Source organism: Vibrio sp. D420a (assembly GCF_030248625.1).
Lineage (GTDB): Bacteria > Pseudomonadota > Gammaproteobacteria > Enterobacterales > Vibrionaceae > Vibrio > Vibrio fortis_A.
Map to the genome: position 1 here is coordinate 121,743 of NZ_JAHGAN010000029.1, position 25,821 is coordinate 147,563.

The following is a 25,821-nucleotide window of genomic DNA, read 5'->3' on the forward strand; positions in this document are numbered from 1 at the left end:
AAATTTATCTCGTTATTTTGCTAAAGCTTGAATGGCTTTAGCGACGGTCACATCAGCGTCCAGCTTCGCCGCTTGGCGTGCCTTTGTTGCCATCGTTTTTAATTCATTTCTATCTAGCTGAGCGATAGTATTCGCTAGCTTTTCTGCCGTTAGATCTGGCTGTTCGATCATCAACGCAGCGCCGCAATCAACTAAGTGGTCGGCATTAAGCGCTTGCTGGCGGTCTTTATGCATGAAAGGCACAAAGATAGAGCCAACACCTGCAGCAGAGACTTCAGACACTGTTAACGCACCTGAACGACACACTAATAGATCTGCCCATGCATAAGCTTGCGCTACATCATCAATAAATTCAGTCACTTGAACATTGTTCACAGAATGAGAATTATATTGTTCAATCACTTGCTGTTGATTGTTTTTGCCCGCTTGGTGCATCACTGTGAAGCCTTCACCAAGCTGCCCCAAAGCAACTGGCAAGGTGTCATTGAGGATCTTGGCACCTTGGCTACCGCCCATAACTAGGATTCGGATATCACCGTCACGTTCCGCCATGCGCTCACTTGGCTCAGGCAATGCAACCACATCTTCACGTACTGGGTTACCCACAACATCCGCACTAGGGAATGCACCTGGGAATGCTTGAAACACCTTTTTCGCGATCTTAGATAGCCATTGGTTGGTTAAACCGGCCACTGCATTCTGCTCATGCAGAACCACTGGAATACCCGATAACCAAGCTGCGATGCCACCTGGACCACTCACATAGCCGCCCATGCCAAGCACCACATCTGGCTGCCACGCCTTAATGTGTTGCTTTGCTTGAAGTATGGCATTAATAATTTGGAAAGGCGCTTTAATTAACTTAGCGATGCCTTGGCCTCGCAGTCCTTTCACCTTTATGAAATCAATCTCGATACCGTGCTTTGGCACCAGATCCGCTTCCATACGATCAGCCGTACCTAGCCAGCGAATCTCCCAACCTTGTTGTTGTAGTTTTTTCGCGACCGCTAAGCCTGGAAATACGTGACCGCCGGTACCACCAGCCATCACCAATAATCTTTTGTTCTTTTTCATGCTGCTACTATTCATTTAATTCGTTCTGATGCTCAGCATCTTGTTGTTCTATTAGACGACATTCATGGTCAATTCGCAGCAACATAGATACCGCGACTGACATGATGATCAAGCTGGAGCCACCATAACTGATCAGTGGAAGAGTCAGGCCCTTGGTCGGTACGATACCTGATGCCGCACCAACGTTAACCAAGGTTTGAAAAGCAAACCAAATACCGATGCCAAAAGCGAGGTAACCGCTAAACACCTGGTCGTTTTCAAACGCTCTCTTACCAATAAAAATCGCTTTGAAAACCAGACTGAAGATCAGCATCAATACCAAGGTCACGCCCACAAAACCGAGCTCTTCTGCAAGTACAGCGAATACAAAGTCGGTATGCGCCTCCGGCAAGTACTCTAGTTTTTGAATCGAGTTGCCTAAGCCTTGCCCCATCCAATCCCCACGACCAAATGCCATCAGAGATTGTGTTAGCTGGTAGCCACTACCAAATGGGTCATTCCAGGGTTCCCAGAATGAGGTCACACGTCGCACACGGTATGGCTCTATCACAATCAAGCCAACAACCGCAGCCACACCAGCAACCATGAGAGCGATAAACTGCGACAGTTTCGCACCAGCAATGAACAGCATGCCAAATAGAGTCACCAGCATCACAACCACGGTACCCAAGTCGGGCTGACCTAGTAGCAAGACTGCAAAGGCCCCAAACACCATAATGGGTTTAGCAAAACCACCGAAGAAGGTCTTTCTCACTTCGTCTTGCTTACGAACCAAGTAACCGGCCATGAAGATAAACAACGACAACTTCGCCACTTCGGCAGGCTGGAGGTTGAATAACCCCAAAGGAATCCAACGCGATGCGCCGTTCACCGATTTACCAACAGCCAATACCACTATCAACAAGAAGAATGATAATCCCAGTAGGTACATACTGTATTGGAGCCAGCGTTTCATCGGGATTTGCAATATCACACTGGATACACCCAAAGCGAGCAGCAAAAAGATCGCATGGCGGAACATAAAGTGAAAAGGCTGATCGGTTAAACGAGCACTGATTGGGAACGAAGCAGACGTCACCATTACCAATCCAGTCAGCATCAGCCCAAGCGCGATCCAGACCAATTGACGATCATAAAGCGCCTCTGGCGTAGAGCGGTTAAGCCATTGCCAAATTGAGTGGTTGAGCTGTCTCACTTTCTGCACTGGGTTCCAGTCCTTTAACGATTAAGCGTACTTTTGAGCAAGCTCGGTGAATGCATCACCCCTTGCCATGAAATTACTAAACTGATCGAAGCTTGCACACGCAGGCGACAACATCACCATATCTCCCGCTACCAGCTTTGGTGAAACGGTTTCGATAATCTGCTGCATGGTGTCAAACTTTTGTGCCGATGGATGCAGAGGCATAAACTGTTCAGCATCTTCACCAAAACAGCACAGTTTAACGCGTGCGATATTGTTGAGTACCGGTGCAAGCTCACTGAAGTCTGCCCCTTTACCCACACCACCGACTAACAAATAAAGTGTTCCTGCACACTCTAGACCAGACAAAGCCGCTAACGTGCTGGCAACGTTGGTTGCCTTAGAGTCATTAACCCACTTCACGTCGCGCTTGTCTGCGACGACTTGGCAACGATGAGTCAGGCCGTTATATGCTTTTAATGCATCAAGACTGTTGGTGTAGTCGATATTTGCCAGTTTAAGTAGTGCTAAAGAAACCAAGGCATTTGATACATTGTGTCGACCAACCAGAGTAAGGTCTTGGCTGCGAATAACCGGCACACCATGATCAATGAGCCACTCTTCGCCATCAATCACATCAACACCGAACTCTTGGTTATCAAAACCAAAGCTTACGACCTGTTGTGAATCCAGCGGATAGGTTTCGCGATCATCACGGTTTACTAGAGCGTATTGCGCATGTTTGAAGATACGGCGCTTAGCATCACAGTAATCAGCCATACCTTGATAGCGATCCATGTGATCTTCAGAGAGGTTCAAGAAGGCCGCCGCCGCTAATTTAAGACTTGATGTGGTCTCTAACTGGAAGCTCGACAATTCTAAGACATAGAGGTCGGCATCTTGTTCAAGTAGATCCAGAGCTGGTACACCGATGTTGCCACCAACACCCACCTTAAGACCCGCAGCTTTGGCAAGCACACCGGTAAGATCTGTCACAGTGCTCTTACCGTTGGAGCCCGTGATTGCCACGACAGGCTTCTCTACCGCCCAAGCGAATAATTCAATATCACCCACAACAGCACCGCCGCGTGCCAACACGGTTTGAATCTCTGGTGTTGCCAGTGCGATACCTGGGTTTGCAACTACAAGGTCGGCTTGTGCTAACCATTCGTTTTGCCAACTCCCAGAATGCAGAGCAACACCATCAGGCAGTGGCTCTTTACCCGGTGGATTATCGCGAGTGTCGATCACTCTCACCGTGCAGTGAGGCTGATATTTTACAAGATGTTTAACGACAGAGAGCCCGGTAATACCGAGCCCTACAACCACTACATTTTGAATATTTTGCCAAGGTTCCATTTAAACAAGACGCTCTTAATGTGGATAAAGCCCCGTATTAACGAGGCTTAAAGTGGAATTAACGAACTTTCAGTGTCGCTAGACCAATCAAAACAAGAACCATTGAGATGATCCAAAAACGCACGATTACACGTGGCTCTGGCCAGCCTTTCAGCTCGTAGTGGTGGTGAATTGGTGCCATACGGAAAATACGCTGACCGCGCAACTTGTAAGAACCTACTTGTAAGATTACTGATAGCGTCTCCATTACAAATACACCGCCCATAATAACCAGTACCAACTCCTGGCGAACCAATACCGCGATAGTACCTAAAGCACCACCGAGTGCTAGAGAGCCAACATCGCCCATAAATACTTGCGCTGGGTAAGTGTTAAACCATAGGAAACCAAGGCCAGCACCAACAATAGCGGTACATACAACAACCAGCTCAGACGTAAACGGGATATATGGAATATGTAGGTACTCAGCAAAGTTAACGTTACCCGTCGCCCATGCAATCACCGCAAAACCAGCAGCTACCATTACCGTTGGCATGATTGCTAGACCGTCTAGACCATCTGTTAGGTTAACCGCATTACTGGTGCCCACGATAACAAAGTACGTCAACACAATGTAGAGTAAGCCAAGCTGTGGCATCACATCTTTGAAGAAAGGTACAACAAGCTGAGTCGCTGCCGTGTCTTGACCGTGTGCATACAGTGCAAACGCCACAACCAATGCAATCGCTGACTGCCAGAAGTACTTCCAGCGAGCAATTAGGCCATCGGTATTCTTACGGACAACTTTACGATAGTCATCAACAAAACCAACCGCACCATAACCGCCAAGTACTGCCATCACAGCCCATACATAAGGGTTAGAAAGATCTGCCCACAACAGAACAGTAATGATGATCGCAGCCAAGATCATCACACCACCCATGGTTGGGGTACCGCGTTTGCTGAAGTGAGATTCAGGACCGTCATTACGAACAACTTGACCGATTTGCAGCATTTGTAGACGCTCGATTAAACGAGGTCCCATCCACAGTGACAAGCATAGAGCCGTTAAAATACTCGCGATTGCTCGAAACGAAAGATATTCAAACAAACGAAAAAACGAAAAGTGTGGCTGTAGCAGCTCTGCAAGCCAAATAATCATGAAAAGTTCTCCTTTAAAGCAGCGGCAATTTTACTCATTCCTGCACTGTTTGCGCCTTTAACTAACAGTGTGTGCGACGCATTATTTGGCAAGCTTAACTGCTGCTCTATATGTGCGATCATCGCTTGATGCGTGGCGAAGTGAATGCCGTTGCAGACCTCACTGATCACCTTTGTATCATCACCGTAAGTGAGTACATGCTCAAAAGCGAATGGGGCAGCATATTCACCGACTTGACGGTGAAGTGCAAGGCTTTCATCGCCTAATTCAGCCATATTGCCTAAAATCAGCCAACGCTGCCCTTTAAAGCTAGACAACAGTTTTGCCGCCGCCTTCATCGCAGGCACGCTGGCATTGTAACTGTCGTCAATTAGCTTAAGTTGTTCACTCAGCTGTTGAACCTCAACGCGGCCCTTTACTGAGTTTAAGTTTTTTAAACCAGTCTGAATGTCATTCAAACTCGCACCAAACTGGATACTTAATGCAGCTGCACAAAGCGCATTTGCCACATTATGTTGACCTATAATACCCAGCTCAATAGCGATCACCCCTTGTGGGGTGTGCATTGTGAAACAGGCTTCGCCTTGATCATTAAGCTCAACTTCGTCGGCAAAGTAATCGGCAGCAGAGTTTACATCTGAGAAGGTAAGCACCGACTTATCTGCCAAGACTTCTTCCCAATATGCACCACCATTGCTCTCTAAGTTGACGATAGCGGTATCTCCAGCCGAGAGGCCTTGGTAGATTTCACCCTTAGCTTGCTTTACACCATCCATTGAACCGAAGCCTTCAAGGTGCGCTGCGGCAACATTATTTACCACCGCCACTTGCGGCTTGACCAGTTGTGTCGTGTAAGCAATCTCACCGATGTGGTTAGCACCAAGCTCAATCACAGCGAAGTCATCACTTGGCTCGCTGCGCAGTAACGTCAGAGGTACCCCAATATCATTATTGAAGTTACCCGCGGTAAACAGTACTTTTCCGCGCTGTTGTAGAATGCTAGCGACCATCTCTTTGACCGTGGTTTTGCCACAACTACCTGTGATAGCCATGGTTGGCACTTCACATTGAGCATGCACCCATGCACTCAACTGACCCAACGCAAGTTTAGTATCCTCAACAACTACTTGAGTAATATTTAGGTCAAGTTTTCGTTCGACTAACAACGCGCTGGCTTGTGCTTCGACCGCTTGATGGCAAAAGTCATGGGCATCAAATCGCTCGCCAACCAAAGCCACGAACAGAGCACCACTTTGAACGGTACGTGTATCTGTAGATACCAAATGAATCATGGTCGCTTTCCCCGCTTCCGTTGATTCAATTAGTTCACCATTAACGGCCTGACAGACCTGTTCTAGTGATACATCAATCATTGTGAATACCTAATAATTGCAGTGCTGACTCTCGATCAGAGTAGTGCACAGTTTCATCTTTTAATACTTGGTAATCCTCATGGCCCTTACCTGCCAGTAGGATAATGTCATTGTTACCAGCTTGCTCAAGGGCAAACTTCACCGCTTGATAGCGGTCATGCTCAACGTATGCGGCTTGAGGCTGCTTAAGCCCCACCAGCATATCTTTGACGATTTCCGCCGGGTCTTCGCTACGAGGATTATCATCAGAGATAATGATCTTGTCGGCGAACTGTTCCGCCGTCTCCGCCATCATTGGACGCTTGCCTTTATCTCTATCACCGCCGCAACCGAAAATAGCCCATAAGTTGCCAGAGCAATGCACGCGCAGTGCAGCTAATGCTTTTTCAAGTGCATCTGGAGTGTGAGCATAGTCGACGACGACTTTGGCTTTTTGTGGCGCTTGAAATAGTTCCATACGGCCGATCACTGGCTGTAGCTTTGGTGCACTATCAACCAATTGTTGTTTATCAATACCTAAAGCAAGCAGTGTTGCGAACGCGACCAAAACATTAGAGGCATTGAATTGACCGATCAAAGGTACCTGCAGTGACCCCGTGCCCCACGCACCATCGAAATCCATACGGATGCCAGTTTCGGCATAAGCCACGTCTGAGGCCCACACTGCATTGGCACGATCAGTCATAGAATTAAGCGACACTGCAACGGCATCGGGTAACTCAGATAACCACGCCAAACCCACTGGATCATCGGCATTAATGATGGCGTGCTGGCAGTGATGCTTGGTAAACAGACTCTGTTTGGCTAACGCGTACTCTTCCATTGTGCCATGATAGTCAAGGTGGTCTCGACTCAGGTTGGTAAAAACACCGGCTGCGAATTTGAGTGCTTTAACTCGGCCTTGAACCAAGCCGTGTGATGAGATTTCCATTGCAGTATAGGCCGCATTTTGAGCCGATAATTCACTCAAAGTACGTTGAATTTCAATCGCACTACCCGTGGTATTTTTTGCGGTTTGTAGGTCGTCAAGAAAACCATTCCCTGTCGTGCCCATAACACCAGAGCGCTGACCAACTAAATCAAGCCACTGAGCGATAAGTTGAGTAATTGTGGTTTTGCCATTGGTGCCTGTCACGCCGATAAGCTGAGTCGCATCTGATTGATAGACTCGACCAGCTAGAGCAGAGAGCTCTTGATTCAGATCTTGGACATAAGCGATAGCGACGCCATTACGTAACTCAACACTGCCATGAACATGCTCTTCGCACGCTTGAGCAATGACAGCGCTGGCACCCAAGTCGATGGCTTTATCGATAAAACGGCGTCCATCAACAGCATGGCCAATAACAGCAACGAAAATGTCTCCCGAACTTACCGCTCGGCTATCTAACTCAAGGTGCGTGACCTCGACTTCCGCCAGTTCAGCGCAGTCAAATGGCCCCCAAGGGCTCAGTAAGTTAGACAGTGTTAGGCTATTACTCATATCGAATCCTGATTCGTTCTATTCTTGAAACTTGTTTTCATCAGCTGGCACATTAAGAATTTGCAGTGCACCCTTCATGATTTCTGAAAATACAGGGGCAGCAACAGAACCGCCGTAGTAGAGATCGCCCTGCGGCTCATTCACCACCACAACCAGCGATACGCGAGGGTCGCTCACAGGTGCTACGCCTGCGGTAATCGCAATATACTCATCGCTATAACCACCCGCTTCCGCTTTACGAGAAGTACCCGTTTTAGCCGCGACGCGATAACCCGGTACAGCTGCGCGCGTTGCTGTGCCGCCTTTTTGGGTTACCCCTTCAAGCATCTCTAAAACAAGCTGCGCATTGTCTCTATCAATGATCTGCTTAGAAAAATCTTGCTCATTGTTTTCAATGATATGGATCGGCTCGTAAACACCTTTATTCGCCAATGTTGCGTAAGCATGAGCCAATTGAATCGGGGTGACAGATAGGCCGTAACCAAAAGATAGGGTGGCGATTTCAAACTTTGACCAACGGCGTCGATTCGGGAAGATACCTGTTGTCTCACCGACTAAGTTCAAGCCAGACATTTCACCTAAGCCAACCGAGCTATAAAGCCCTAATAGAGCTTCGAGCGGCATATCCAGTGCTAGCTTCGCAACACCAATGTTACTCGACTTTTTGAGGATCATGGCTAGGTCAGCCTTGCCGACTTTGGAGGTGTCACGCACGCGGCTACCGCCGATTTGCATGATGCCATTCCCGGTGTTGATAACGGTGTCTGGGGTTGCTGCACCATTTTCGAGTGCCGCCAATACAACAAATGGCTTAACGGTAGAGCCGGGTTCCATCGCATCCGTCAGCACACGGTTACGCATCTTAAAACTTTGCAGGTCGGCACGGTTGTTAGGGTTATACGATGGCGCATTGACCATGGCTAACACCGCACCGGTTTTGACATCAAGAAGAATCGCCGAGCCAGAGGTTGCTCGGTGATCGGCTACCGCTTGCTTGATTTCACGATAGGCAATCGCTTGTAAACGTTGGTCTATGGTCAAGGTGAGTGGTTTACCTTGCTCACGCTCTTCTAAGGCAATATTTTCAACTACGCGACCATAGCGGTCTTTACGAATCGTGCGTTTACCTGCTTCACCGGTTAACCACTGGTCGTAACTACGTTCAACACCTTCTAAACCGTGACCATCTATACCCGTTACACCGATAAGGTGTGCGCTGATTTCACCCGCAGGATAGTAGCGACGAGATTCCGCTTTAAGGCCAACGCCCACCAGCTTGAGATCGCGAATGTACTTCGCCATCGCTGGACTCACTTGCCTTTGGAGGTAGATAAAACGACGCTTTTTATTGGCTGAGATCTTATCGATCATCGATTGACGCTCTAGCCCCAATACATCCGCAAGGGCATACCAACGATCAATCTGAGCAAGGCCATCTTTATCAAAAATGGTTTTCGGATCGGCCCATACCGCCTCAACAGGGACACTGACAGCAAGAGGTTCATCGTTTCGATCAGAAATAATACCGCGCGCAGAAGGGATCTCTTTGACGCGAACCGAACGCAAGTCACCTTGGCGAATCAAGTTATCAGGCTCGATGATTTGAATGTAAGCAACACGTGAAACCAGTGCTGCAAATGCGAGGAAGACAAACGCAATAACTAAGTTAAAGCGCCATTTGATCAAGATAGGATCAGAGTCCTTTCCATTCACTGCGGTTGCCTTGGAAGCGGCTGCTTCGGCTTTCTTCGCAGATGCTTTTTCCTTTTTAGCGGTCATTTCAGTGAGATCACAACTTCTTTGTCTGAGTCTGGGCGCTTCATATCAAGCTCTTTAATTGCAGAAGCTTGAACTCGGCTGTGTTCGGCAAGCGCAGTCTCTTCGAGCATCAGATTTCGCCACTCGTCATCCAGCTGCTCACGCTCCACCAAAGCCATATCTTTCTGAGTAATAGCTTGACGAGACATGTGTGTAGTAAGAACGACCCCCATCGCGCTAGCGAAGATAGCAATGAGCAATAACAGTGGGACACGACCCACTGAAATCAGATCAAAGAAGATAATCTTGGCTAGGTTTGGCTTGGCGGTCTTCATTAATTAAAGCTTTTCGGCTAGACGAAGTACTGAGCTTCGCGAACGCGTGTTTTCATCCACTTCACTCTTTGAAGGCTTAATCGCTTTACCCACAGGTTTAAGAACTGCACTGCCTAGCGCTTTAATTTGCTCTTCAGTAAGAGGCAGACCGTGTGGTACTTGAGGGCCTTGGCTCTCTTTACGGATAAAACGTTTTACCATGCGATCTTCTAGAGAGTGGAAGCTGATGACTGACAGACGACCTTCTGGAGCAAGAATGCTGGTTGCACCTTTTAACGCAGTCGCGATCTCATCCAGCTCACTATTGATGTAAATGCGAAATGCCTGGAATGCACGTGTTGCTGGGTGCTTTTTCTCTTTAAAGCTCTTTGGTGCGACATCCGAGATAAGCTTCGCCAGTTGACCAGTACGCGTAAGTGGTTCGTTCTCTTCGTTCTCACGGTAAGCCACGATGCCTTTAGCAATACGGCGCGCATGCTTGTCTTCACCAAACTCACGGATAACCCAAGTGATGTCATCCAATTCTGCATCCATTAGCCACTGTGAAACAGGCATGCCTGAAGTAGGGTCCATTCGCATATCCAATGGGCCGTCTTTCATAAAGCTAAAGCCGCGCTCAGCGTCATCCAATTGTGGTGAAGACACACCTAAATCGAGAAGAACACCATCTACTTTACCCACTAGGTCATAGCGCTCAGCGTATTCCGCCATGCCAGAGAATGGGCCGTGGATGATAGTAAAACGCGGGTCATCAATTTTTTGTGCCTCAGCGATCGCTTGTGGATCGCGGTCGATACTAAATAGTCGTCCATTCTCGCCCAGTTTAGACAGGATTGTACGGCTGTGACCACCACGGCCAAAAGTACCGTCAATGTAGGTACCATCAGGTTTGATCGCCAGTCCGTCAATTGATTCGTTAAGCAATACTGAAATATGTTTGAACGCTTCTGTCATAGTCTTCTCAGTGAGTGGATTAAGCCTTTAGTTCGGCTACAAATGATTCTGTTAACGTTTTAGTGTACTGATTTCGCACGTTATCTCCACTACATTGTGTGTAGCGAGTTGGGATTTTTAACCCAAGTCTTTACAAGAAAAGCGGATTTTAAGGAAATCTAAATAATTTACGTCAATATAAAGCAAAAAACCCATCACTACTGTTAAGTAATGATGGGTTCTTGGAATAGGTGGAGTCGACATATAAGCCGGGTTCTGTTCCGCTTGCGCGGTAGTAGCCATTCGTCTAGGCCAGCAATCGCTCACTGGCTCAAGCAACCTACCCGCCTCCTTACGCGAGCAACGCAATGTGGAGGCCTATTTGGTCTTGCTCCGGGTGGAGTTTACCCTGCAACGGACTATTGCTAGCCGTCCGGTGCGCTCTTACCGCACCCTTTCACCCTTACCTGTGCCCTAAGGCCATCGGCGGTCTTCTCTCTGCTGCACTTGTCGTAGGCTTGCGCCCCCCAGGCGTTACCTGGCACCCTGCTCTATGGAGCCCGGACTTTCCTCCCCTTTGTCAGTCTCCCGAAGGACGTCAACGCCAGTCTCCCAAAGGACTTCAGCGTCAGTCTCCCGAAGGACATCAACAAAGCAGCGACTACCCAGTCAACTCCGAGGGCGGATTGTATAGAGATTAAAGAGACGTGTCTAGCGAGATCACAAATATGATGCAATCAAGGTGTTAACTGGTGGGGAATTGAGCGAAAGAGCGGATACGAGTGATGAGATGCGGGATTCGAAGAGAATGAGGAGCAGATGCGAGTGGCGGGATGCGAGATTCGAAAAGATTTAAAAGAAGATAAGAGTAGTGAGGTTCGAGATGAGAAAAGAGTTAAGAACAAAGTAGAGATACAGATAAAAGAGAATAGTTTAATCGCTCGTTCATCTGTATCTGAATTGTGTAACTAAACAAGTATTAGTTATCTAGATGCTCTAGGCCCCATTTGTAGAGTGCGTTCTTCTTCAGGTTGTAGATCTCAGCAGCCATTGCTGCGGCTTTCTTAAGTGGTAGCTCTTTAGTCAGAATAGCCAGAGTACGCGTTGCTTCATCCGGTAAGTCGGTTGTTGCTTCTTCGCGGTGGCCGTGAATCAATAGCACCATTTCACCGCGTTTGCGGTTAGCATCTTCTTCAATCCACTCAATCAGCTCGCCCAATGGCATACCTTGAATGGTTTCGAAGGTCTTCGTTAGCTCACGCGCTAGTACAACTTCACGCTCCGGGCCTAAAATATCTAGCATATCCTGTAGAGAATCTGAGATACGGTGTGGTGACTCGTAGAAAATACAAGTACGTTCCGCTTTCGCGATCTCAAGGAACTTATCTTTACGACCTTTACTCTTAGGTGGTAAGAAGCCTTCAAAACTGAAGCGATCAGACGGCAGACCCGATGCACTTAACGCGGTGATGACAGCACATGCACCTGGAAGTGGTACAACTCTCACACCAGCCTGACGACATTGTGATACAAAGTGGTAACCTGGATCACTGATTAAAGGGGTTCCAGCATCTGAGACTAATGCGATAGACTGACCCTCTAATAATTTTTCTACTAGAACTTGCGCCTTAGTTTGCTCATTATGGTCATGTAAGGCGAACGTTCTGGTGGATATATTGAAGTGAGCAAGCAGCTTACCCGTGTGACGTGTGTCTTCCGCTGCAATAACATCGACGCTTGATAATACTTCGATTGCTCTTTGAGTGATGTCTCCCAAATTTCCGATAGGAGTCGGCACAATATAGAGAGTTGGGCTCTCTGTGAGCAAGGTTTTGTTATCTGTCATTTGTTTACCATCACTTCAACGATTAATATAGATACAAATTTATACGGAATTAAAAAGAACTCATGGCAACAATGAACCATAAGAGACTCAGTGTACCACGCTTACTAACTCCAATTGCATTAGCAATTTCATTGGCGGCTTGTTCTTCTACGCCACAAGCCCCGACGCGTGTTGATATTACACTTGATCCGACACAATCGACAGAAAGTTATATGATGCAAGCCGACAGCAGCCAAGGCAGTCTGCAAAATGACTGGCTGATCATGGCACTTAAATCGTCGGTGCAAGCGGGCAAAACCGATCAAGCGACTTTGCTGACCAAGCGTTTAGCAAAGCAACCACTCACAGAAACCCAACAGGCTGAGTGGCAATTAGCGCGTGCGCAACTGCTGTTCAACAATCAACAGACTGAACAAGCGTACCAACAACTGAATTTTCAACCGTGGTGGAAGCTACCGAATGAGCAGTGGAAAGACTATCACAACCTGCGCGCTGATATTCTTGAGGTATTGAATCAATATTTTGAAGCGAGCCGTGAGCTCACCAAGCTTGAAGAGTTTGATGACAACCAAGACCAACAGTTGATCGCTGACCGTATCTGGCAAAACCTCAGCAGCTATTCTCAATATGAAGTGTTAGCACTGAAAACGGCGCCAGACGAAGACGTATTGGCTGGTTGGTTACAGCTTTCTATCTACCTGAAAACTCTTAACGGTAATCTGCCTGAGCTACAAAGCACACTGCAAGATTGGTTGGCGGATAACCCGTATCACCCAGCAGCGAAGTATACACCGCAAGCGATCACTGACATCTTAGCGCTAGAGATCAGTAAACCAACCAGCACTGCCCTGCTACTGCCTTTGACTGGTAAGTACAGCAAGCAGGCACAGTTGGTTCGTGATGGTTTCATCTTTGCGATGATGAACGATAAAGAGCGTGAAGAAGACGCAACGCTAACAGTTTTAGATACCAACACGCAAAGCGCAGAAGAGATCAAACAGACACTGGTTGATAACAAAGTCGACTTTATCGTCGGCCCACTGATTAAGAGCAATATTACTAAACTGCAGGAAGCTCAGAAAGGTCACGAAGATGCCATTCCAGCTCTTGCACTGAACATTCCCGATCAATTAGAGGCAGATACTAAGCTTTGTTACCTTGCGCTATCACCTGAGCAAGAAGTCGCACAAGCTGCTAAACATCTCTTCACGCAAGGTTACAAATACCCACTTATCTTGGCGCCGAAAGGCCGATTAGGTGATCGTGTACAAGAAGCCTTCAAAGAAGAGTGGTCGAAATACAGCAGCAACGAGGTCGCGACCTCTTTCTTCGCTGACAAACGTCAACTGCAACGCAATGTGAATCAGATATTTGGTCTGCAAGAGAGCCAACAACGCATTGCTCAAATGGATAACCTGATCGACTTGCCATTAGAAACGGAACCACGCAGCCGTCGCGACGTCGACGCAGTATACATTGTGGCGAAGAACTCTGAACTCACACTGATCAAACCTTTCATTGAGGTTGCTATTAACCCAGATGCGAAGCAGCCTGCGTTATTCTCGAATTCTCGCAGTAACAGTGGTGACAAGCAGTATGAAGACTTAACCGGCGTTTTCTACAGCGATATTCCTCTGCTTGTAGAGGGTAAAGGCGAGCTAAACAAACAACTAAACGAGCTTTGGCCATCACACTCTAATGGTCAAAAACGTCTACAAGCACTAGGTATGGATGCGTACTACCTAATGGACGCGCTACCACAGATGAAAGCCGTTGAAGGACACAGTATTTCTGGTGAAACCGGTGTGCTGACCATCGACAATAACTGTGTGGTACAGCGTCAAATTAGCTGGGCTGAACATGGGGCTCTTTAGCCGAACCAAACTGATACAAAAACTCAACGCCCACAGACAAGTGGGCGATAGATACGAACGCGTGGCCAAAGAGCACCTCGAAGGCCACGGACTCTCTTTAATAGAGCAAAACTTCGTAGCAAAATGTGGTGAAATTGATCTTATAATGCACCACAACCAGACTATTGTGTTTGTTGAGGTCAAATACCGCAAACAGACACGTTATGGACATGCAGCAGAAATGGTCACCGCCAGTAAGGCGAAAAAGCTGATCAACACCGCCAATCTATGGCTGATGAAGCAAGGCATGTCGGTACACTCGACTAACTTCCGGTTTGATGTTGTGGCTATTGAAGGGCCAAGTGAACAAATCAACTGGATAGAAAATGCAATTACCCAAGGATAAACATGCTAGATAGCATCAAAGAAAGTTTTACAGAAAGTATTCAGATCCAAATCGCGGCAGCAGAAGCCCTGCCAGATGCTATTACCCATGCCGCTCAAGCCATGGTTGCAACCTTGCTTAATGGTAATAAGATTTTATGTTGTGGTAACGGTGGCTCAGCTTCGAACGCACAGCAGTTTGTCTCTTGCCTACTTAACCGCTTTGAAACCGAGCGCCCTAGCCTGCCTGCAATGGCGCTAACCGCAGACAACACTACACTAACTGCGGTTGCAAACGACTACCACTACGAAGAGATCTTCTCAAAACAGGTACGTGCTTTTGGTCAAACTGGCGATATCCTTCTTGCTATTTCGACTAGCGGTAACAGCAAAAACATCATCAAGGCGATGGAAGCGGCAGTAACCCGTGATATGACCATCATCGCTTTTACCGGTAAAGACGGTGGTGAGATGGCAGGTCTTCTAGGCGAACACGATGTAGAGATTCGAATTCCATCGCATCGCACCGCTCGTATCCATGAAGTTCATATGGTCACACTGCATTGCTTGTGCGATCTCATTGACCAAGTTCTATTCCCAGCTCACGAGGAGTAATTGGAGTAACATGAAGTTTTCTATTGTTAAGTTGCTCAGCGTTTCACTGCTGACACTATCATTGTCTGGATGTGCGGGGCTGTTCATTGCAGGCGCTGCGACGACAGCAAACCTAGTCACCGACACTCGCACTACCAAAGAGATTTGGAATGACAATAATATCGAGTTCGAAGTTGCAGCCATCACTAACAAGGCTCCATATCGCGGTAACGTTCGAATCACTGCCAGCTCTTACCGTGGCACAGTGGTACTGATGGGCCAAGCATCAACAGAGGCAGAGCGCCGCTCATTTGAGAGTGAAGCAAGAAAAGTAGCTGGTGTGAACAATGTCCATAACCAAGTACGCGTTAAGCCACCATTGAGCGTAAGTGAGATCAGCAAAGACAGCTGGATCACGACCAAGGTAAAATCCGCCCTACTAGCCAATGCCGAACTCAATGGCATCAAGGTTAAAGTTATTACCGAAGATGGTGAAGTGTTCCTACTTGGTCTTGTAACTCGTGAGCATGCTGATATTGCAACTGATGTTGCTCGTAATATCTCTGGGGTCAAACAAGTCATTCGAGCATTCGAATATGGTGATGAGGCAACGGTGAAGGCTGAAGCGGCCGCTGAAACTGAAGCAGAAACTGTCGTTAACTAACTTCATCCAAATATATAAACTCGAATAAAAATCGAGTTATAAAAAAAGCAGCGAATCATCGCTGCTTTTTTAATGTCGTTCGGTTACTTGATAACTCGAAGGCTTGGTCGGCCTTTAGTTGGGCGCGGTGGTTCAGGCTCAGGGTCTGAATCTTCCGCATCAACTTCAACCTCTGCCGTTGCAACACTCAGTGAAGGACCTTGTTCCGGAGCTTCAAATGGCCCCTCTTCAATGCCTTCTTCAAGCACATCCATGTAAGCCTCTTCAGGCTCAAACATAGTACCAGCGCCATTTTCACGAGCGTAGATCGCTTGAACAGCATAAAGCGGTACGATCACAGAGTGAGGACGTCCACTGAAGCGGGCACTGAATGTCACCGCTTCGTTGCCAAGCTCAAGATTGCCTACCGCACGAGGAGCAATATTCAGGATGATCTGACCATCTTGAATAAACTCTTCTGGTACACGAACACCCGGCAATGTTGCTTCAACAACAAGGTGTGGTGTCAGTTCGTTATCAACCAGCCAATCATAAAATGCACGAAGCATGTATGGACGGCGTGGCGTCATCGTTGAGATATCCATAACGATTAACGAGCCAGTCGCATCTCGCGCTCAGCTTCTGTTAGAGAAGCTAGGAATGAATCACGCTCAAATACACGGTTCATGTAAACTTTCAGTTCTTTAGAACCTGGGCCAATTAGTTCGATACCTAGCTCAGGAAGACGCCATAGTAGCGGAGCAAGGTAACAATCGATTAGGCTGAATTCTTCGCTCATGAAGTATTCGTACTCTGCGAAGATAGGAGCCAGAGTTAGTAGGTCGTTGCGCAGTTTAGTACGTGCTGCTTCAGACTCTTCTACATTGCCTTTTACAATCTTCTCAGCAACTGAGTACCAGTTACGTTCGATACGGTACATCATTAGACGGCTGTTACCACGAGCAACAGGGTAAACAGGCATCAATGGTGGATGAGGGAAACGCTCATCTAAGTATTCCATGATGATTTTTGAGTCGTATAGAGCCAACTCGCGATCAACTAGAGTGGGTACTGATTTGTACGGGTTCAGTTCAACAAGCTCTGCTGGAAGATTATTTTCATCAACCAACTCAACTTCAACACTTACGCCTTTTTCAGCAAGAACAATGCGCACCTGATGGCTATACATATCAGAAGCACTTGAGAAAAGAGTCATCACAGAACGTTTATTGGCAGCTACAGCCATGGAGCCCTCCAGTACACTTTAAATAAAAACAATGGAGGCCTAAGCCTCCATTGTACATTAACATAATTTGGGAATTAGCACGGTATTATAGCACAATTAGTGCACATCACGCCAATACTCTTTCTTCAGTAGAATCACAACGATAGTGAACAATACTAAGAAGGCCATTACCCACCAACCTAGAGCGTGACGCTCAAGTTGAACTGGGTCACCAGAGTAAACTAGGAAGTTAACCAAATCACGTACAGCTTCGTCGTACTCGCCTGAACTTAGTTCACCAGAACCGTCAGTTTCAGTACCTACAACCACTTCTACCTCTTCACCATCTACGATGTGAGTTTCGTAGATTGGCGTTGGGATGCCTTGTAGCTCTTCAAGCACATGTGGCATACCAACACTTGGGAAAACAATGTTGTTTACGCCAAATGGACGAGATGGGTCTTCGTAGAAAGTACGAAGGTAAGTGTATAGCCAGTCTGCGCCACGAACACGAGCAACCAGAGTTAGATCCGGTGGTGGAGCACCGAACCAGTTTGCCGCTTGTTTCGCAGGCATTGCGTTAACCATCAGGTCACCAATCTTCGCTTCAGGATCGAAGACTAGGTTCTCTTTCATTAGATCCACAGGGATCTCAAGGTCGTTAGCAACTCGCTCGTAACGCTGATACTGCGTAGAGTGACAGCCAAAACAGTAGTTCATGAACAGCTTAGCACCGTTTTGCAGTGAAGCTTGGTCCGTTAAGTCATTGTTCGCTTTGTCTAGCGGAACATTTGCGCCCGCTGCCATAGCTAATGACGGCAACATAGCAAATAAAATTACAATCCATTTTTTCATTTGAATGTCACCCTTTCTGGTAATGGTTTCGTCGCTTCATTCTTACTGTAGAACCACAGTAGTACGAAGAACATGAAGTAACCTAAGCTAAATACTTGTGCAAGTATTGTGTACGTTGGTGTTGCTGGAAGCGCACCAAGAATACCAAGCGCAATAAAGCTTATTGTGAATTGGATGATGTTAATCAAATGCAGTTTGCTACGGTAACGGTACGAACGTACTTTACAACGGTCGAACCATGGTAGTAGGAATAGCACAACAATAGATGCGCCCATAGCTACAACACCTAGCAGCTTATCAGGAACCGCACGTAGGATTGCGTAGAACGGTGTGAAGTACCATACCGGAGCAATGTGCTCAGGAGTCTTCAGCGGGTTCGCAGCTTCAAAGTTAGGCGGCTCAAGGAAGAATCCACCCATTTCTGGGTTGAAGAACAGCACGTAACAGAAGAAGAACAAGAAACCAGCAACACCAACCATATCTTTCACAGTCCCGTATGGGTGGAAAGGAATAGAGTCAATGATGTCGTATTTCTTAGTGTAATCCTTGTGGAATGGGAACTGAGTTTTGTAGTCGTCGCCCATTGTGCCTTTAGGAAGCTTAGTCTCGATACCGTCTGGGTTGTTCGAACCTACTTCGTGCAGTGCTAGAACGTGAAGAACGATAAGCAGCAGAAGTACGATTGGCAGAGCAATAACGTGTAGCGCGAAGAAACGGTTAAGCGTTGCACCAGAGATGATGTAGTCACCACGGATCCAAAGCGTTAAGTCATCACCGATAACTGGAATCGCACCAAACAGAGAAATGATTACCTGAGCACCCCAGTATGACATTTGACCCCATGGTAGTAGGTAACCCATGAAGGCTTCAGCCATTAGCACTAGGAAGATCAACATACCGAAGATCCAAAGTAGCTCACGAGGCTTTTGGTAAGAACCGTAAATCAGACCACGGAACATATGCAGGTAGACAACAACGAAGAACGCAGATGCACCCGTTGAGTGCATATAACGTAGCAGCCAGCCGTATTCCACATCACGCATAATGTATTCAACAGAAGCGAACGCACCTTCACCAGATGGTACGTAGTTCATTGTTAGCCAAATACCTGTAAGGATTTGGTTAACCAAAACTAACATTGCTAAAGAACCAAAAAGGTACCAAAAGTTAAAGTTCTTAGGCATTGGGTATTCAGATAAGTGCTTTTTATAAGCATTCATCGCGGGTATACGTTTCTCTACCCAATCTAGTAGTCCTTGCATTATGCATCTCCCTCGTCAATACCGATCAGGATCTTGGTGTCACTTAAATACATATGCTTTGGCACAACAAGGTTTAGCGGTGCAGGTACGCCTTGGAATACTCGACCAGCCATATCAAATTTCGAACCATGACATGGACAGAAGAAACCAGACTTAACACCTTGTACTTGTTCTGCGAAAGAATCAGGTAGGTAAGTTGGAGAACAACCTAGGTGAGTACAGAAACCAACCGCAACAAAGAATTCCGGCTTAATTGAGCGGAACTCATTTTGAGCGTATTCAGGTTGTTGTTCAGCTTCCGATTGAGGATCTCGAAGTTGACCACCAATGGTTTTCAAGTTTTCTAGTACCGACTCAGCACGGCGTACAACCCATACAGGTTTACCTTGCCATTCGACACGAACCATTTGGCCAGCTTCTAATTTACTGACTTCCACTTCCACCGGCGCGCCCGCAGCTTTCGCTTTGGCACTCGGATTCCATGATTTAATAAAAGGCACGGCTACAGCAGCAGCCCCTAAACCACCAACAACGGCTGTTGTTGCGGTTAGGAAACGCCTGCGACCGTTATTTAAAGGCGCGTTGCTCATCCAAACATTCTCCCATTTGCTCCTTTTGGATTGAAATTATTCCGCTTAAAGAGCATGGCTAACAAAATACGTATTTAGTTCTATTTATTGACGGCAAATGATAAATAAAACCCTACTTTTTGACAAGATAAAGCTACCTTTTTGTAACAATCATGAGGCAAAGCGCACATTGGGTTACAAAAGCTATCAAAATATAAGAAATTGGAAATAAAACGAGGGGGGAAAAGCATTTAGCGGGGAGTAGAAAAACAAAAAGCCCGGCATATAGCCGAGCTTTGAACCACAATTCCAGTAATAAAACTGGGAGCGTGTATTTTCCGGTAAAGGAAAATTAACGCTTAGAGAATTGAGGTTTACGACGTGCTTTACGTAGACCAACTTTCTTACGTTCAACGCAACGAGCGTCACGAGTAACGTAGCCAGCTGCACGTAGAGCAGGACGTAGAGTTTCATCGTACTCCATAAGAGCGCGAGTGATACCGTGGCGGATTGCGCCAGCTTGACCAGAGATACCACCACCAGAAACAGTGATGTATAGGTCAAGTTTCTCAGTTAGTTCAACTAGCTCAAGAGGTTGCTTAACAACCATGCGAGAAGTTGGACGACCGAAGTAAACATCAAGGCTACGCTTGTTGATTACGATCTCACCAGAACCTGGTTTGATGAAAACACGAGCTGCTGAGCTTTTGCGACGACCAGTGCCGTAGTATTGATTCTCTGCCATTTTCATAATCCCCAATTAGATGTCTAGTACTTGTGGTTGTTGAGCAACATGGTTGTGCTCAGCACCAGCGTATACTTTTAGCTTACGGTACATAGCGCGGCCTAGAGGACCACGTGGTAGCATACCTTTAACAGCTAGTTCAAGAGCCATCTCTGGCTTACGGTCGATCAGCTTTTCAAAAGTGATAGACTTAAGACCACCAGGGAACTCAGAGTGACGGTAGTAAACCTTACCCTTAGCCTTGTTACCAGTTACAGTAACTTTCTCAGCGTTAACAACGATGATGTAATCACCAGTGTCTACGTGAGGAGTGTATTCAGCTTTGTGCTTACCGCGTAGGCGAGAAGCGATTTCACTTGCAAGACGACCTAGAGTTTTACCTTCAGCGTCTACAACGTACCAGTCGCGTTTTACAGTTTCTGGTTTAGCAACGAAAGTTTTCATGCTAATAATTACCTATTAAAAAAATTTACACTTAAGGAATACTGAGTATTCCCACTGTCTAAGAGTCCCCATTCATCACCCCTTCGAGTGTTGGAAAACTCTTGGCATAACGTGATTTAACTCATCGTTAGAGGCCCGCAGTAACGGTAGGTCGCAGGATTATAGAGAAGAGCGAAGAAAAAATCACCTCTTTTTGAACAAAATCACGATTTTTTTCTTCCATTTTCTTAATAAAGAATTCCCCGCCTAACTTAGGTGCTCTTTTGCTAGATAATCATGGCTCTGCATTTCAATTAAACGTGACTGACAGCGTTTAAATTCAAACTCTAACTGACCATGAGTGTAGAGTTCCTCTAGCGCAACTTCGGCAGAAATAATCAGCTTTACATTACGTTCGTAAAACTCGTCGACTAAAGCAATGAAGCGTCTTGCTGCGTCGTCAGAGGTCGCATTCATCTGCTTCACTTCAGCCAGTAACACCGTGTGATAGATCTTAGATAGCTCAATATAGTCATTCTGGCTGCGGGCAGATTGGCAAAGCTGAGCAAAGGTGCCATGCAAAACGCCATCGCTCGCTTCAACCACATCCAGTTGACGATGGTTAACTTCAATCTGAGTTAATACCTCTTTACCCTCACCGACTAGCTGTTGGTAATAGGTACGTAAATTGATATCCGCTTGTGCATCTAATGGGTAGTGATAGATTTCTGCTTGTTCTAATGTACGTAGTCGGTAGTCAACGCCACTGTCTACATTCAGGATTCGACAATTTTCTTGGATCAGTTTAATCGCAGGCAGAAAGCGCGCACGTTGCAGACCATTTCGGTAAAGGTCTTCAGGTGGAATGTTTGAGGTCGCAACCAAGATAACGTTGCGAGCGAAGAGCTCTTGGAAAAGAGTACCCAGAATCATCGCGTCGGTAATGTCAGAAACAAAGAACTCATCAAAACAGATAATATCCGCTTCTTGCTTAAACTTATCAGCGACCAACGGCAAAGGATCACTAACCTCTCCCAGCGCTTTGAGTTCATCATGCACTCGGTACATAAAGCGGTGAAAGTGGACACGCATTTTTCGTGATGTCGGTAGAGCATCGCAAAAGGTATCCATTAAGTAGGTTTTACCTCGCCCTACTCCGCCCCAGAAATAGAGCCCTTTTGGTGGCGTAGGCAGCTGTGGTTTTTTACCCATTAACTTTTGAAAACGCGTCAGCTGTGGCACTGGTGCATTTTGGTATTCTTGGAATTGGTGGAACAGTTGGTCTAATGCCTGTACGGCTTGCTCTTGGGCTGGATCTCTTTGAAATCCATGTTCTTTTATATCTTGTTCGTATTTTTTAACGGGATTCATGACGACATTTCCACAATGAAATCGATATCAACCAGAGAAGGAAAAAGGGCTTCAACAGTACAATAGGCGGGGGCTCAGCGCTGTATGTGCAGCTTCAAACTGATAGCTAGCGCACACGCATTTTTCTTTATACTGCTGCGTTCTCATAGTACCATGAAGCTGCATTATGTGTAACTAAGCAGTAACAAACATGTTAAAAAACAACAATAAGGAGCTGTTATGCCTTGGATGTATGCCGTTGGCGGTTTACTAATCGGAATTATCTTAGGGGTTGCTATTTCTCGCCTCACGACTCCTGAGTACAAGAAGCAAAAGAATGTTCAAAAAGAATTAGACACAGCAAAGTTTGCACTAGAACAGCAACGCCAAGAGCTTGCCGATCACTTTGCTAAAACAGCTGAAATGTTGGATACCTTAGGTAAAGACTACACCAAGCTTTACCAACATATGGAAAAGACCAGCACTGAGTTAATCCCCAACTTACCAGAACAGGATAATCCATTTGTAAAAACGGCTGCGGCACACTCAGATAAGTCATCAGAGAAAGCAGACAGCAAAGTATCAACTATTGATGAACAACCAAAAGATTACGCAAATGGCGCAACCGGTTTGTTCAGCGATGAGAAGAAAGAGGTCATTGAAGCACCAGAGGTTGTAACAGCGAAAGCTTCTTAAACAACTAAATTCAATGAACTTTACAAAGGTTTTTGAGTCATAACCTTCACTTGGGTCGTATAACACTTGGCAATAGTCCAACTTTATGTGTGTTACAAGGCCTTAACTAACGAGGAGTTTATGATGAAAAAACCTTTGCTTGCTTTATCGGTACTGACTTTAAGCTTAAGTTCCATCATCACACCGATTCAGGCAACTGCGGCACTACCATTAAGTGTCGACAACCAACAACTACCTAGCCTTGCACCGATGCTTGAAAAAGTTACCCCTGCGGTAGTCAGCATTGCTGTTGAAGGTAAACAAGTCCAACGTCAACGCATTCCAGAACAATTCCAATTCTTCTTTGGCCCAGAGCAAGCACAAGAGCGCCCATTCCGAGGTCTAGGCTCTGGTGTAATCATCGATGCCAAGAAAGGACATATCGTTACCAACTATCACGTTATCAATAACGCTGACGAAATCCGCGTAAAACTGCACGATGGACGTGAATACGATGCCGAGCTGATTGGCGGTGATGAAATGTCTGATATCGCCCTACTCAAACTCGAAAAAGCCAAAGACCTGACTGAGATTCGCTTCGCCGACTCCGACAAGCTTCGCGTTGGTGACTTCAGTGTTGCTATCGGTAACCCATTTGGCTTAGGTCAGACGGTGACATCCGGTATCGTCTCAGCGCTAGGTCGAAGTGGCCTCAACCTCGAAAATTTTGAGAACTTCATCCAAACCGATGCGGCTATCAACAGCGGTAACTCAGGCGGTGCACTGGTTAACCTTAACGGTGAGTTGATCGGTATTAACACCGCGATTCTTGGCCCGAACGGTGGCAACGTAGGTATCGGCTTTGCGATCCCATCTAATATGATGCGTAACCTAACCGACCAAATCCTAGAGTTTGGTGAGGTGAAGCGTGGCATGCTTGGTGTTCAAGGTGGCGAAATCACTTCAGAATTAGCTGAAGCACTGGGTTACGAGTCAAGTAAAGGTGCATTTGTGAGCCAAGTGGTTCCAGACAGCGCTGCAGATAAAGCTGGCTTACAAGCAGGCGATATCATTGTGGCCATCAATGGCAAGCGCATTGATACCTTTAGTGAACTAAGAGCCAAAGTCGCGACTCTTGGCGCAGGTAAAGAGATAGAACTTGGTGTCGTTCGTGACGGTAAAAATAAAACCTTCGACGTGACGCTAGGTGAATCAACCAACAGCAAAACTCAAGCAGAAAAATTGCATGAAGGCTTAGCTGGTGCAGAGCTTACCAATACCAATGACAGTGACCCAGTGAAAGGCGTTAAGGTTTCAAGTGTAGCCAAAGGCTCACCAGCTGAGGCATACCAACTTCAGCCAGACGACATCATTATTGGTGTGAACCGTCAAACGGTGAAGAACCTAGCGCAGTTCAGATCAATTGTTGAGAAGAACCCTGGTGTATTGGCACTCAATATCCAGCGTGGTCCAAGAACCATTTACCTAGTGATTCGCTAACAATTAGTCACCATTATTGAGGGCAGGTTGAACAAGTTCGTATAGAACTTAATCAGCCTGCCCTTTTATTTAGATGAATCAAAATGCTATGCTTCACAAGTAACTCAAACTGGTCACCCATGTGTGGAGGCTCAATACCTTACCTGTCGAAGAGGGAAACATGCTGTCCTTTCTATTTCGTTCTATTTCCCTTGGATTAGTATCAGCACTGATTATTCTTGTGGCTTTCCCACAGCTAAGACCTAACTTCGTCTCTGAAGCGGCAAGTAAGCAGGTAAGCAACATCGGCTCACTGCAACTTTCATTCAATGATGCAGTTCGACGCGCAGCGCCTGCGGTCGTCAATATCTATAGCCGAAAATACGATGAATCCGATCGTAATAAACTGCTCACTCAGGGTTTAGGCTCTGGCGTTATTGTCAGTGAAAAAGGTTACATCATTACCAACTACCACGTGGTTGCTCAAGCAGACCAAGTCGTCGTTGCCCTGCAAGATGGTCGCGCTGCTGCCGCACAGTTAGTCGGTTCGGACAAACGAACAGATATCGCGATACTACAAGTCAGTGGTGACAACCTTCCTGTGATTCCTTTGAATCCAAATTACGAGGCTAATGTCGGTGATATCGTACTCGCGATTGGTAACCCATATAACCTAGGCCAGACGACTACGTTTGGCATTATCTCCGCGACTGGCCGCTCGTCGATCAGTGCCGACCGCCATCAAGCCTTCATCCAAACCGATGCTGCAATCAATGAGGGTAACTCGGGTGGTGCGCTCGTCAACTCACAAGGTGAACTGGTCGGTATCAACACAGCCTCTTTCCAACAAGCGACAGACATGGAAACCTATGGCATCTCATTTGCTATCCCTTATGGATTGGCGAACAAGATCATGCAGAAGATCATCGCCGATGGCCGTGTGATCCGTGGCTATATCGGTATCGATGGACAAGACATCAACTCAGTTACTTCTCGTTTACTGGGCAATAAAAATATTGGTGGAATTGTGGTGCTAGGTATCGATCCTGCGGGTCCTGCCGCTGATGCTGGATTCGAGGCTCAAGACATTATCATCAGTATCGATAACACCAAGATCAATGGACGCCAAAGTGTTATGGATATCGTTACCGACCTAAGACCTGGCACAGTGGTCGATGTGGGCATACTTCGTCAGGGTGAAAGCAAAACCCTCAAGGTGACGATTGCGGAAGACAAGCGCTAGTTAAATTAAGCGAATCTACGACTAACACTCCGTAGA

At 46.6% G+C, this 25,821-nt stretch carries 25 protein-coding genes and 1 other RNA gene; 7 read left to right on the forward strand and 19 right to left on the reverse strand.

Features of this window, described 5'->3' with window-relative positions; all coding sequences use genetic code 11:
- Positions 1 to 12 precede the first annotated feature (12 nt).
- From murG to rsmI, 11 genes are all read right to left on the reverse strand, one after another.
- A complete protein-coding gene (gene murG / locus KI743_RS19040) occupies positions 13 to 1,074 on the reverse strand; it encodes an undecaprenyldiphospho-muramoylpentapeptide beta-N-acetylglucosaminyltransferase (RefSeq protein ID WP_032553213.1) in 1,062 nt (353 codons plus the stop codon).
- A gap of 7 nt (positions 1,075 to 1,081) precedes the next feature.
- Entirely contained in the window at positions 1,082 to 2,269 is a 1,188-nt protein-coding gene (gene ftsW, locus KI743_RS19045) for a cell division protein FtsW (RefSeq protein WP_373417848.1), read from the reverse strand.
- 30 nt (positions 2,270 to 2,299) lie between these two features.
- Entirely contained in the window at positions 2,300 to 3,616 is a 1,317-nt protein-coding gene (murD, locus tag KI743_RS19050; protein WP_285467761.1) for a UDP-N-acetylmuramoyl-L-alanine--D-glutamate ligase, read from the reverse strand.
- Positions 3,617 to 3,674: 58 nt separating this feature from the next.
- Positions 3,675 to 4,757: a phospho-N-acetylmuramoyl-pentapeptide-transferase gene (gene mraY, locus KI743_RS19055; protein ID WP_032553116.1), complete on the reverse strand. Its 1,083-nt coding sequence runs from the start codon at positions 4,755 to 4,757 to the stop codon at positions 3,675 to 3,677.
- Positions 4,754 to 6,130 (reverse strand): UDP-N-acetylmuramoyl-tripeptide--D-alanyl-D-alanine ligase, encoded by a 1,377-nt coding sequence (murF, locus tag KI743_RS19060; protein ID WP_285467762.1) that lies wholly within the window; start codon positions 6,128 to 6,130, stop codon positions 4,754 to 4,756. The genes mraY and murF overlap by 4 nt, the downstream gene beginning before the upstream one ends.
- Complete coding sequence (murE, locus tag KI743_RS19065; protein WP_285467763.1) at positions 6,123 to 7,613, reverse strand: UDP-N-acetylmuramoyl-L-alanyl-D-glutamate--2,6-diaminopimelate ligase; 1,491 nt, start codon at positions 7,611 to 7,613, stop codon at positions 6,123 to 6,125. The genes murF and murE overlap by 8 nt, the downstream gene beginning before the upstream one ends.
- Positions 7,614 to 7,631: 18 nt before the next feature.
- The gene (locus KI743_RS19070; protein WP_150870878.1) at positions 7,632 to 9,392 is read right to left on the reverse strand and encodes a penicillin-binding transpeptidase domain-containing protein; all 1,761 of its coding nucleotides are present in this window, start codon (positions 9,390 to 9,392) and stop codon (positions 7,632 to 7,634) included.
- Positions 9,389 to 9,706 (reverse strand): cell division protein FtsL, encoded by a 318-nt coding sequence (ftsL, locus tag KI743_RS19075; protein WP_150870876.1) that lies wholly within the window; start codon positions 9,704 to 9,706, stop codon positions 9,389 to 9,391. Before ftsL ends, KI743_RS19070 begins: the two co-directional genes overlap by 4 nt.
- Positions 9,707 to 9,709: 3 nt before the next feature.
- The gene (gene rsmH, locus KI743_RS19080; protein WP_150870873.1) at positions 9,710 to 10,660 is read right to left on the reverse strand and encodes a 16S rRNA (cytosine(1402)-N(4))-methyltransferase RsmH; all 951 of its coding nucleotides are present in this window, start codon (positions 10,658 to 10,660) and stop codon (positions 9,710 to 9,712) included.
- Positions 10,661 to 10,888: 228 nt separating this feature from the next.
- Positions 10,889 to 11,316: RNase P RNA component class A (gene rnpB / locus KI743_RS19085), an RNA gene on the reverse strand.
- Between the two features lie 302 nt (positions 11,317 to 11,618).
- Positions 11,619 to 12,485, reverse strand: a complete 867-nt coding sequence (rsmI, locus tag KI743_RS19090; RefSeq protein WP_285467765.1) for a 16S rRNA (cytidine(1402)-2'-O)-methyltransferase — start codon at positions 12,483 to 12,485, stop codon at positions 11,619 to 11,621.
- 62 nt (positions 12,486 to 12,547) lie between these two features.
- On the opposite strand from rsmI, the gene KI743_RS19095 reads away from it, so the two are divergent.
- From KI743_RS19095 to KI743_RS19110, 4 genes are read left to right on the forward strand one after another with little or no spacing between them, the layout of a single operon-like run.
- Positions 12,548 to 14,359 carry a penicillin-binding protein activator gene (locus KI743_RS19095; protein WP_285467766.1) on the forward strand — a complete coding sequence of 604 codons (1,812 nt, stop codon included), beginning with the start codon at positions 12,548 to 12,550 and terminating at the stop codon, positions 14,357 to 14,359.
- A complete protein-coding gene (locus KI743_RS19100) occupies positions 14,346 to 14,744 on the forward strand; it encodes a YraN family protein (RefSeq protein WP_150872839.1) in 399 nt (132 codons plus the stop codon). The genes KI743_RS19095 and KI743_RS19100 overlap by 14 nt, the downstream gene beginning before the upstream one ends.
- Positions 14,745 to 14,746: 2 nt before the next feature.
- A complete protein-coding gene (locus KI743_RS19105) occupies positions 14,747 to 15,337 on the forward strand; it encodes a phosphoheptose isomerase (RefSeq protein ID WP_004729817.1) in 591 nt (196 codons plus the stop codon).
- Positions 15,338 to 15,347: 10 nt separating this feature from the next.
- On the forward strand, positions 15,348 to 15,980 hold the full coding sequence (locus tag KI743_RS19110) for a BON domain-containing protein (protein WP_152468138.1): 633 nt from the start codon (positions 15,348 to 15,350) through the stop codon (positions 15,978 to 15,980).
- Between the two features lie 83 nt (positions 15,981 to 16,063).
- Here the strand turns inward: KI743_RS19110 and sspB are convergent, their stop codons facing one another.
- From sspB to zapE, 8 genes are all read right to left on the reverse strand, one after another.
- The gene (gene sspB, locus KI743_RS19115) at positions 16,064 to 16,564 is read right to left on the reverse strand and encodes a ClpXP protease specificity-enhancing factor (protein WP_032553107.1); all 501 of its coding nucleotides are present in this window, start codon (positions 16,562 to 16,564) and stop codon (positions 16,064 to 16,066) included.
- A gap of 5 nt (positions 16,565 to 16,569) precedes the next feature.
- On the reverse strand, positions 16,570 to 17,205 hold the full coding sequence (gene sspA, locus KI743_RS19120; protein ID WP_285467768.1) for a stringent starvation protein SspA: 636 nt from the start codon (positions 17,203 to 17,205) through the stop codon (positions 16,570 to 16,572).
- Between the two features lie 96 nt (positions 17,206 to 17,301).
- Complete coding sequence (locus KI743_RS19125) at positions 17,302 to 18,039, reverse strand: cytochrome c1 (RefSeq protein WP_032553105.1); 738 nt, start codon at positions 18,037 to 18,039, stop codon at positions 17,302 to 17,304.
- Positions 18,036 to 19,301, reverse strand: coding sequence for a cytochrome bc complex cytochrome b subunit (locus KI743_RS19130; RefSeq protein WP_032553104.1), 1,266 nt, complete (start codon positions 19,299 to 19,301; stop codon positions 18,036 to 18,038). The genes KI743_RS19125 and KI743_RS19130 overlap by 4 nt, the downstream gene beginning before the upstream one ends.
- Complete coding sequence (gene petA / locus KI743_RS19135; protein ID WP_032553103.1) at positions 19,301 to 19,891, reverse strand: ubiquinol-cytochrome c reductase iron-sulfur subunit; 591 nt, start codon at positions 19,889 to 19,891, stop codon at positions 19,301 to 19,303. The genes KI743_RS19130 and petA overlap by 1 nt, the downstream gene beginning before the upstream one ends.
- Positions 19,892 to 20,222: 331 nt before the next feature.
- Positions 20,223 to 20,615: a 30S ribosomal protein S9 gene (gene rpsI, locus KI743_RS19140; RefSeq protein ID WP_004740758.1), complete on the reverse strand. Its 393-nt coding sequence runs from the start codon at positions 20,613 to 20,615 to the stop codon at positions 20,223 to 20,225.
- Positions 20,616 to 20,630: 15 nt separating this feature from the next.
- On the reverse strand, positions 20,631 to 21,059 hold the full coding sequence (gene rplM / locus KI743_RS19145) for a 50S ribosomal protein L13 (protein ID WP_032553102.1): 429 nt from the start codon (positions 21,057 to 21,059) through the stop codon (positions 20,631 to 20,633).
- A 246-nt stretch (positions 21,060 to 21,305) separates the two neighbouring features.
- Positions 21,306 to 22,409 (reverse strand): cell division protein ZapE, encoded by a 1,104-nt coding sequence (gene zapE / locus KI743_RS19150; protein ID WP_152468137.1) that lies wholly within the window; start codon positions 22,407 to 22,409, stop codon positions 21,306 to 21,308.
- 219 nt (positions 22,410 to 22,628) lie between these two features.
- Between zapE and zapG the strand changes: the two genes are divergently transcribed.
- The 3 genes from zapG to degS all read left to right on the forward strand — a co-directional run bounded on the left by zapG (position 22,629) and on the right by degS (position 25,785).
- Positions 22,629 to 23,084, forward strand: a complete 456-nt coding sequence (gene zapG, locus KI743_RS19155; protein WP_285467769.1) for a Z-ring associated protein ZapG — start codon at positions 22,629 to 22,631, stop codon at positions 23,082 to 23,084.
- 123 nt (positions 23,085 to 23,207) lie between these two features.
- The gene (locus tag KI743_RS19160) at positions 23,208 to 24,563 is read left to right on the forward strand and encodes a DegQ family serine endoprotease (protein WP_032553099.1); all 1,356 of its coding nucleotides are present in this window, start codon (positions 23,208 to 23,210) and stop codon (positions 24,561 to 24,563) included.
- Positions 24,564 to 24,723: 160 nt separating this feature from the next.
- Positions 24,724 to 25,785: an outer membrane-stress sensor serine endopeptidase DegS gene (gene degS, locus KI743_RS19165; protein WP_285467770.1), complete on the forward strand. Its 1,062-nt coding sequence runs from the start codon at positions 24,724 to 24,726 to the stop codon at positions 25,783 to 25,785.
- Positions 25,786 to 25,821: the final 36 nt, after the last annotated feature.

Excerpts from the sequence above, each read along its gene's own strand:
- murG (WP_032553213.1), bottom strand. The coding sequence starts at position 1,074 with ATGAAAAAGAACAAAAGATTATTGGTGATGGCTGGTGGTACCGGCGGT.
- murD (WP_285467761.1), bottom strand. The coding sequence starts at position 3,616 with ATGGAACCTTGGCAAAATATTCAAAATGTAGTGGTTGTAGGGCTCGGT.
- mraY (WP_032553116.1), bottom strand. The coding sequence starts at position 4,757 with ATGATTATTTGGCTTGCAGAGCTGCTACAGCCACACTTTTCGTTTTTT.
- murF (WP_285467762.1), bottom strand. The coding sequence starts at position 6,130 with ATGATTGATGTATCACTAGAACAGGTCTGTCAGGCCGTTAATGGTGAA.
- murE (WP_285467763.1), bottom strand. The coding sequence starts at position 7,613 with ATGAGTAATAGCCTAACACTGTCTAACTTACTGAGCCCTTGGGGGCCA.
- KI743_RS19070 (WP_150870878.1), bottom strand. The coding sequence starts at position 9,392 with ATGACCGCTAAAAAGGAAAAAGCATCTGCGAAGAAAGCCGAAGCAGCC.
- ftsL (WP_150870876.1), bottom strand. The coding sequence starts at position 9,706 with ATGAAGACCGCCAAGCCAAACCTAGCCAAGATTATCTTCTTTGATCTG.
- rsmH (WP_150870873.1), bottom strand. The coding sequence starts at position 10,660 with ATGACAGAAGCGTTCAAACATATTTCAGTATTGCTTAACGAATCAATT.
- rsmI (WP_285467765.1), bottom strand. The coding sequence starts at position 12,485 with ATGACAGATAACAAAACCTTGCTCACAGAGAGCCCAACTCTCTATATT.
- KI743_RS19095 (WP_285467766.1), top strand. The coding sequence starts at position 12,548 with ATGGCAACAATGAACCATAAGAGACTCAGTGTACCACGCTTACTAACT.
- KI743_RS19100 (WP_150872839.1), top strand. The coding sequence starts at position 14,346 with ATGGGGCTCTTTAGCCGAACCAAACTGATACAAAAACTCAACGCCCAC.
- KI743_RS19105 (WP_004729817.1), top strand. The coding sequence starts at position 14,747 with ATGCTAGATAGCATCAAAGAAAGTTTTACAGAAAGTATTCAGATCCAA.
- KI743_RS19110 (WP_152468138.1), top strand. The coding sequence starts at position 15,348 with ATGAAGTTTTCTATTGTTAAGTTGCTCAGCGTTTCACTGCTGACACTA.
- sspB (WP_032553107.1), bottom strand. The coding sequence starts at position 16,564 with ATGGATATCTCAACGATGACGCCACGCCGTCCATACATGCTTCGTGCA.
- sspA (WP_285467768.1), bottom strand. The coding sequence starts at position 17,205 with ATGGCTGTAGCTGCCAATAAACGTTCTGTGATGACTCTTTTCTCAAGT.
- KI743_RS19125 (WP_032553105.1), bottom strand. The coding sequence starts at position 18,039 with ATGAAAAAATGGATTGTAATTTTATTTGCTATGTTGCCGTCATTAGCT.
- KI743_RS19130 (WP_032553104.1), bottom strand. The coding sequence starts at position 19,301 with ATGCAAGGACTACTAGATTGGGTAGAGAAACGTATACCCGCGATGAAT.
- petA (WP_032553103.1), bottom strand. The coding sequence starts at position 19,891 with ATGAGCAACGCGCCTTTAAATAACGGTCGCAGGCGTTTCCTAACCGCA.
- rpsI (WP_004740758.1), bottom strand. The coding sequence starts at position 20,615 with ATGGCAGAGAATCAATACTACGGCACTGGTCGTCGCAAAAGCTCAGCA.
- rplM (WP_032553102.1), bottom strand. The coding sequence starts at position 21,059 with ATGAAAACTTTCGTTGCTAAACCAGAAACTGTAAAACGCGACTGGTAC.
- zapE (WP_152468137.1), bottom strand. The coding sequence starts at position 22,409 with ATGAATCCCGTTAAAAAATACGAACAAGATATAAAAGAACATGGATTT.
- zapG (WP_285467769.1), top strand. The coding sequence starts at position 22,629 with ATGCCTTGGATGTATGCCGTTGGCGGTTTACTAATCGGAATTATCTTA.
- KI743_RS19160 (WP_032553099.1), top strand. The coding sequence starts at position 23,208 with ATGAAAAAACCTTTGCTTGCTTTATCGGTACTGACTTTAAGCTTAAGT.
- degS (WP_285467770.1), top strand. The coding sequence starts at position 24,724 with ATGCTGTCCTTTCTATTTCGTTCTATTTCCCTTGGATTAGTATCAGCA.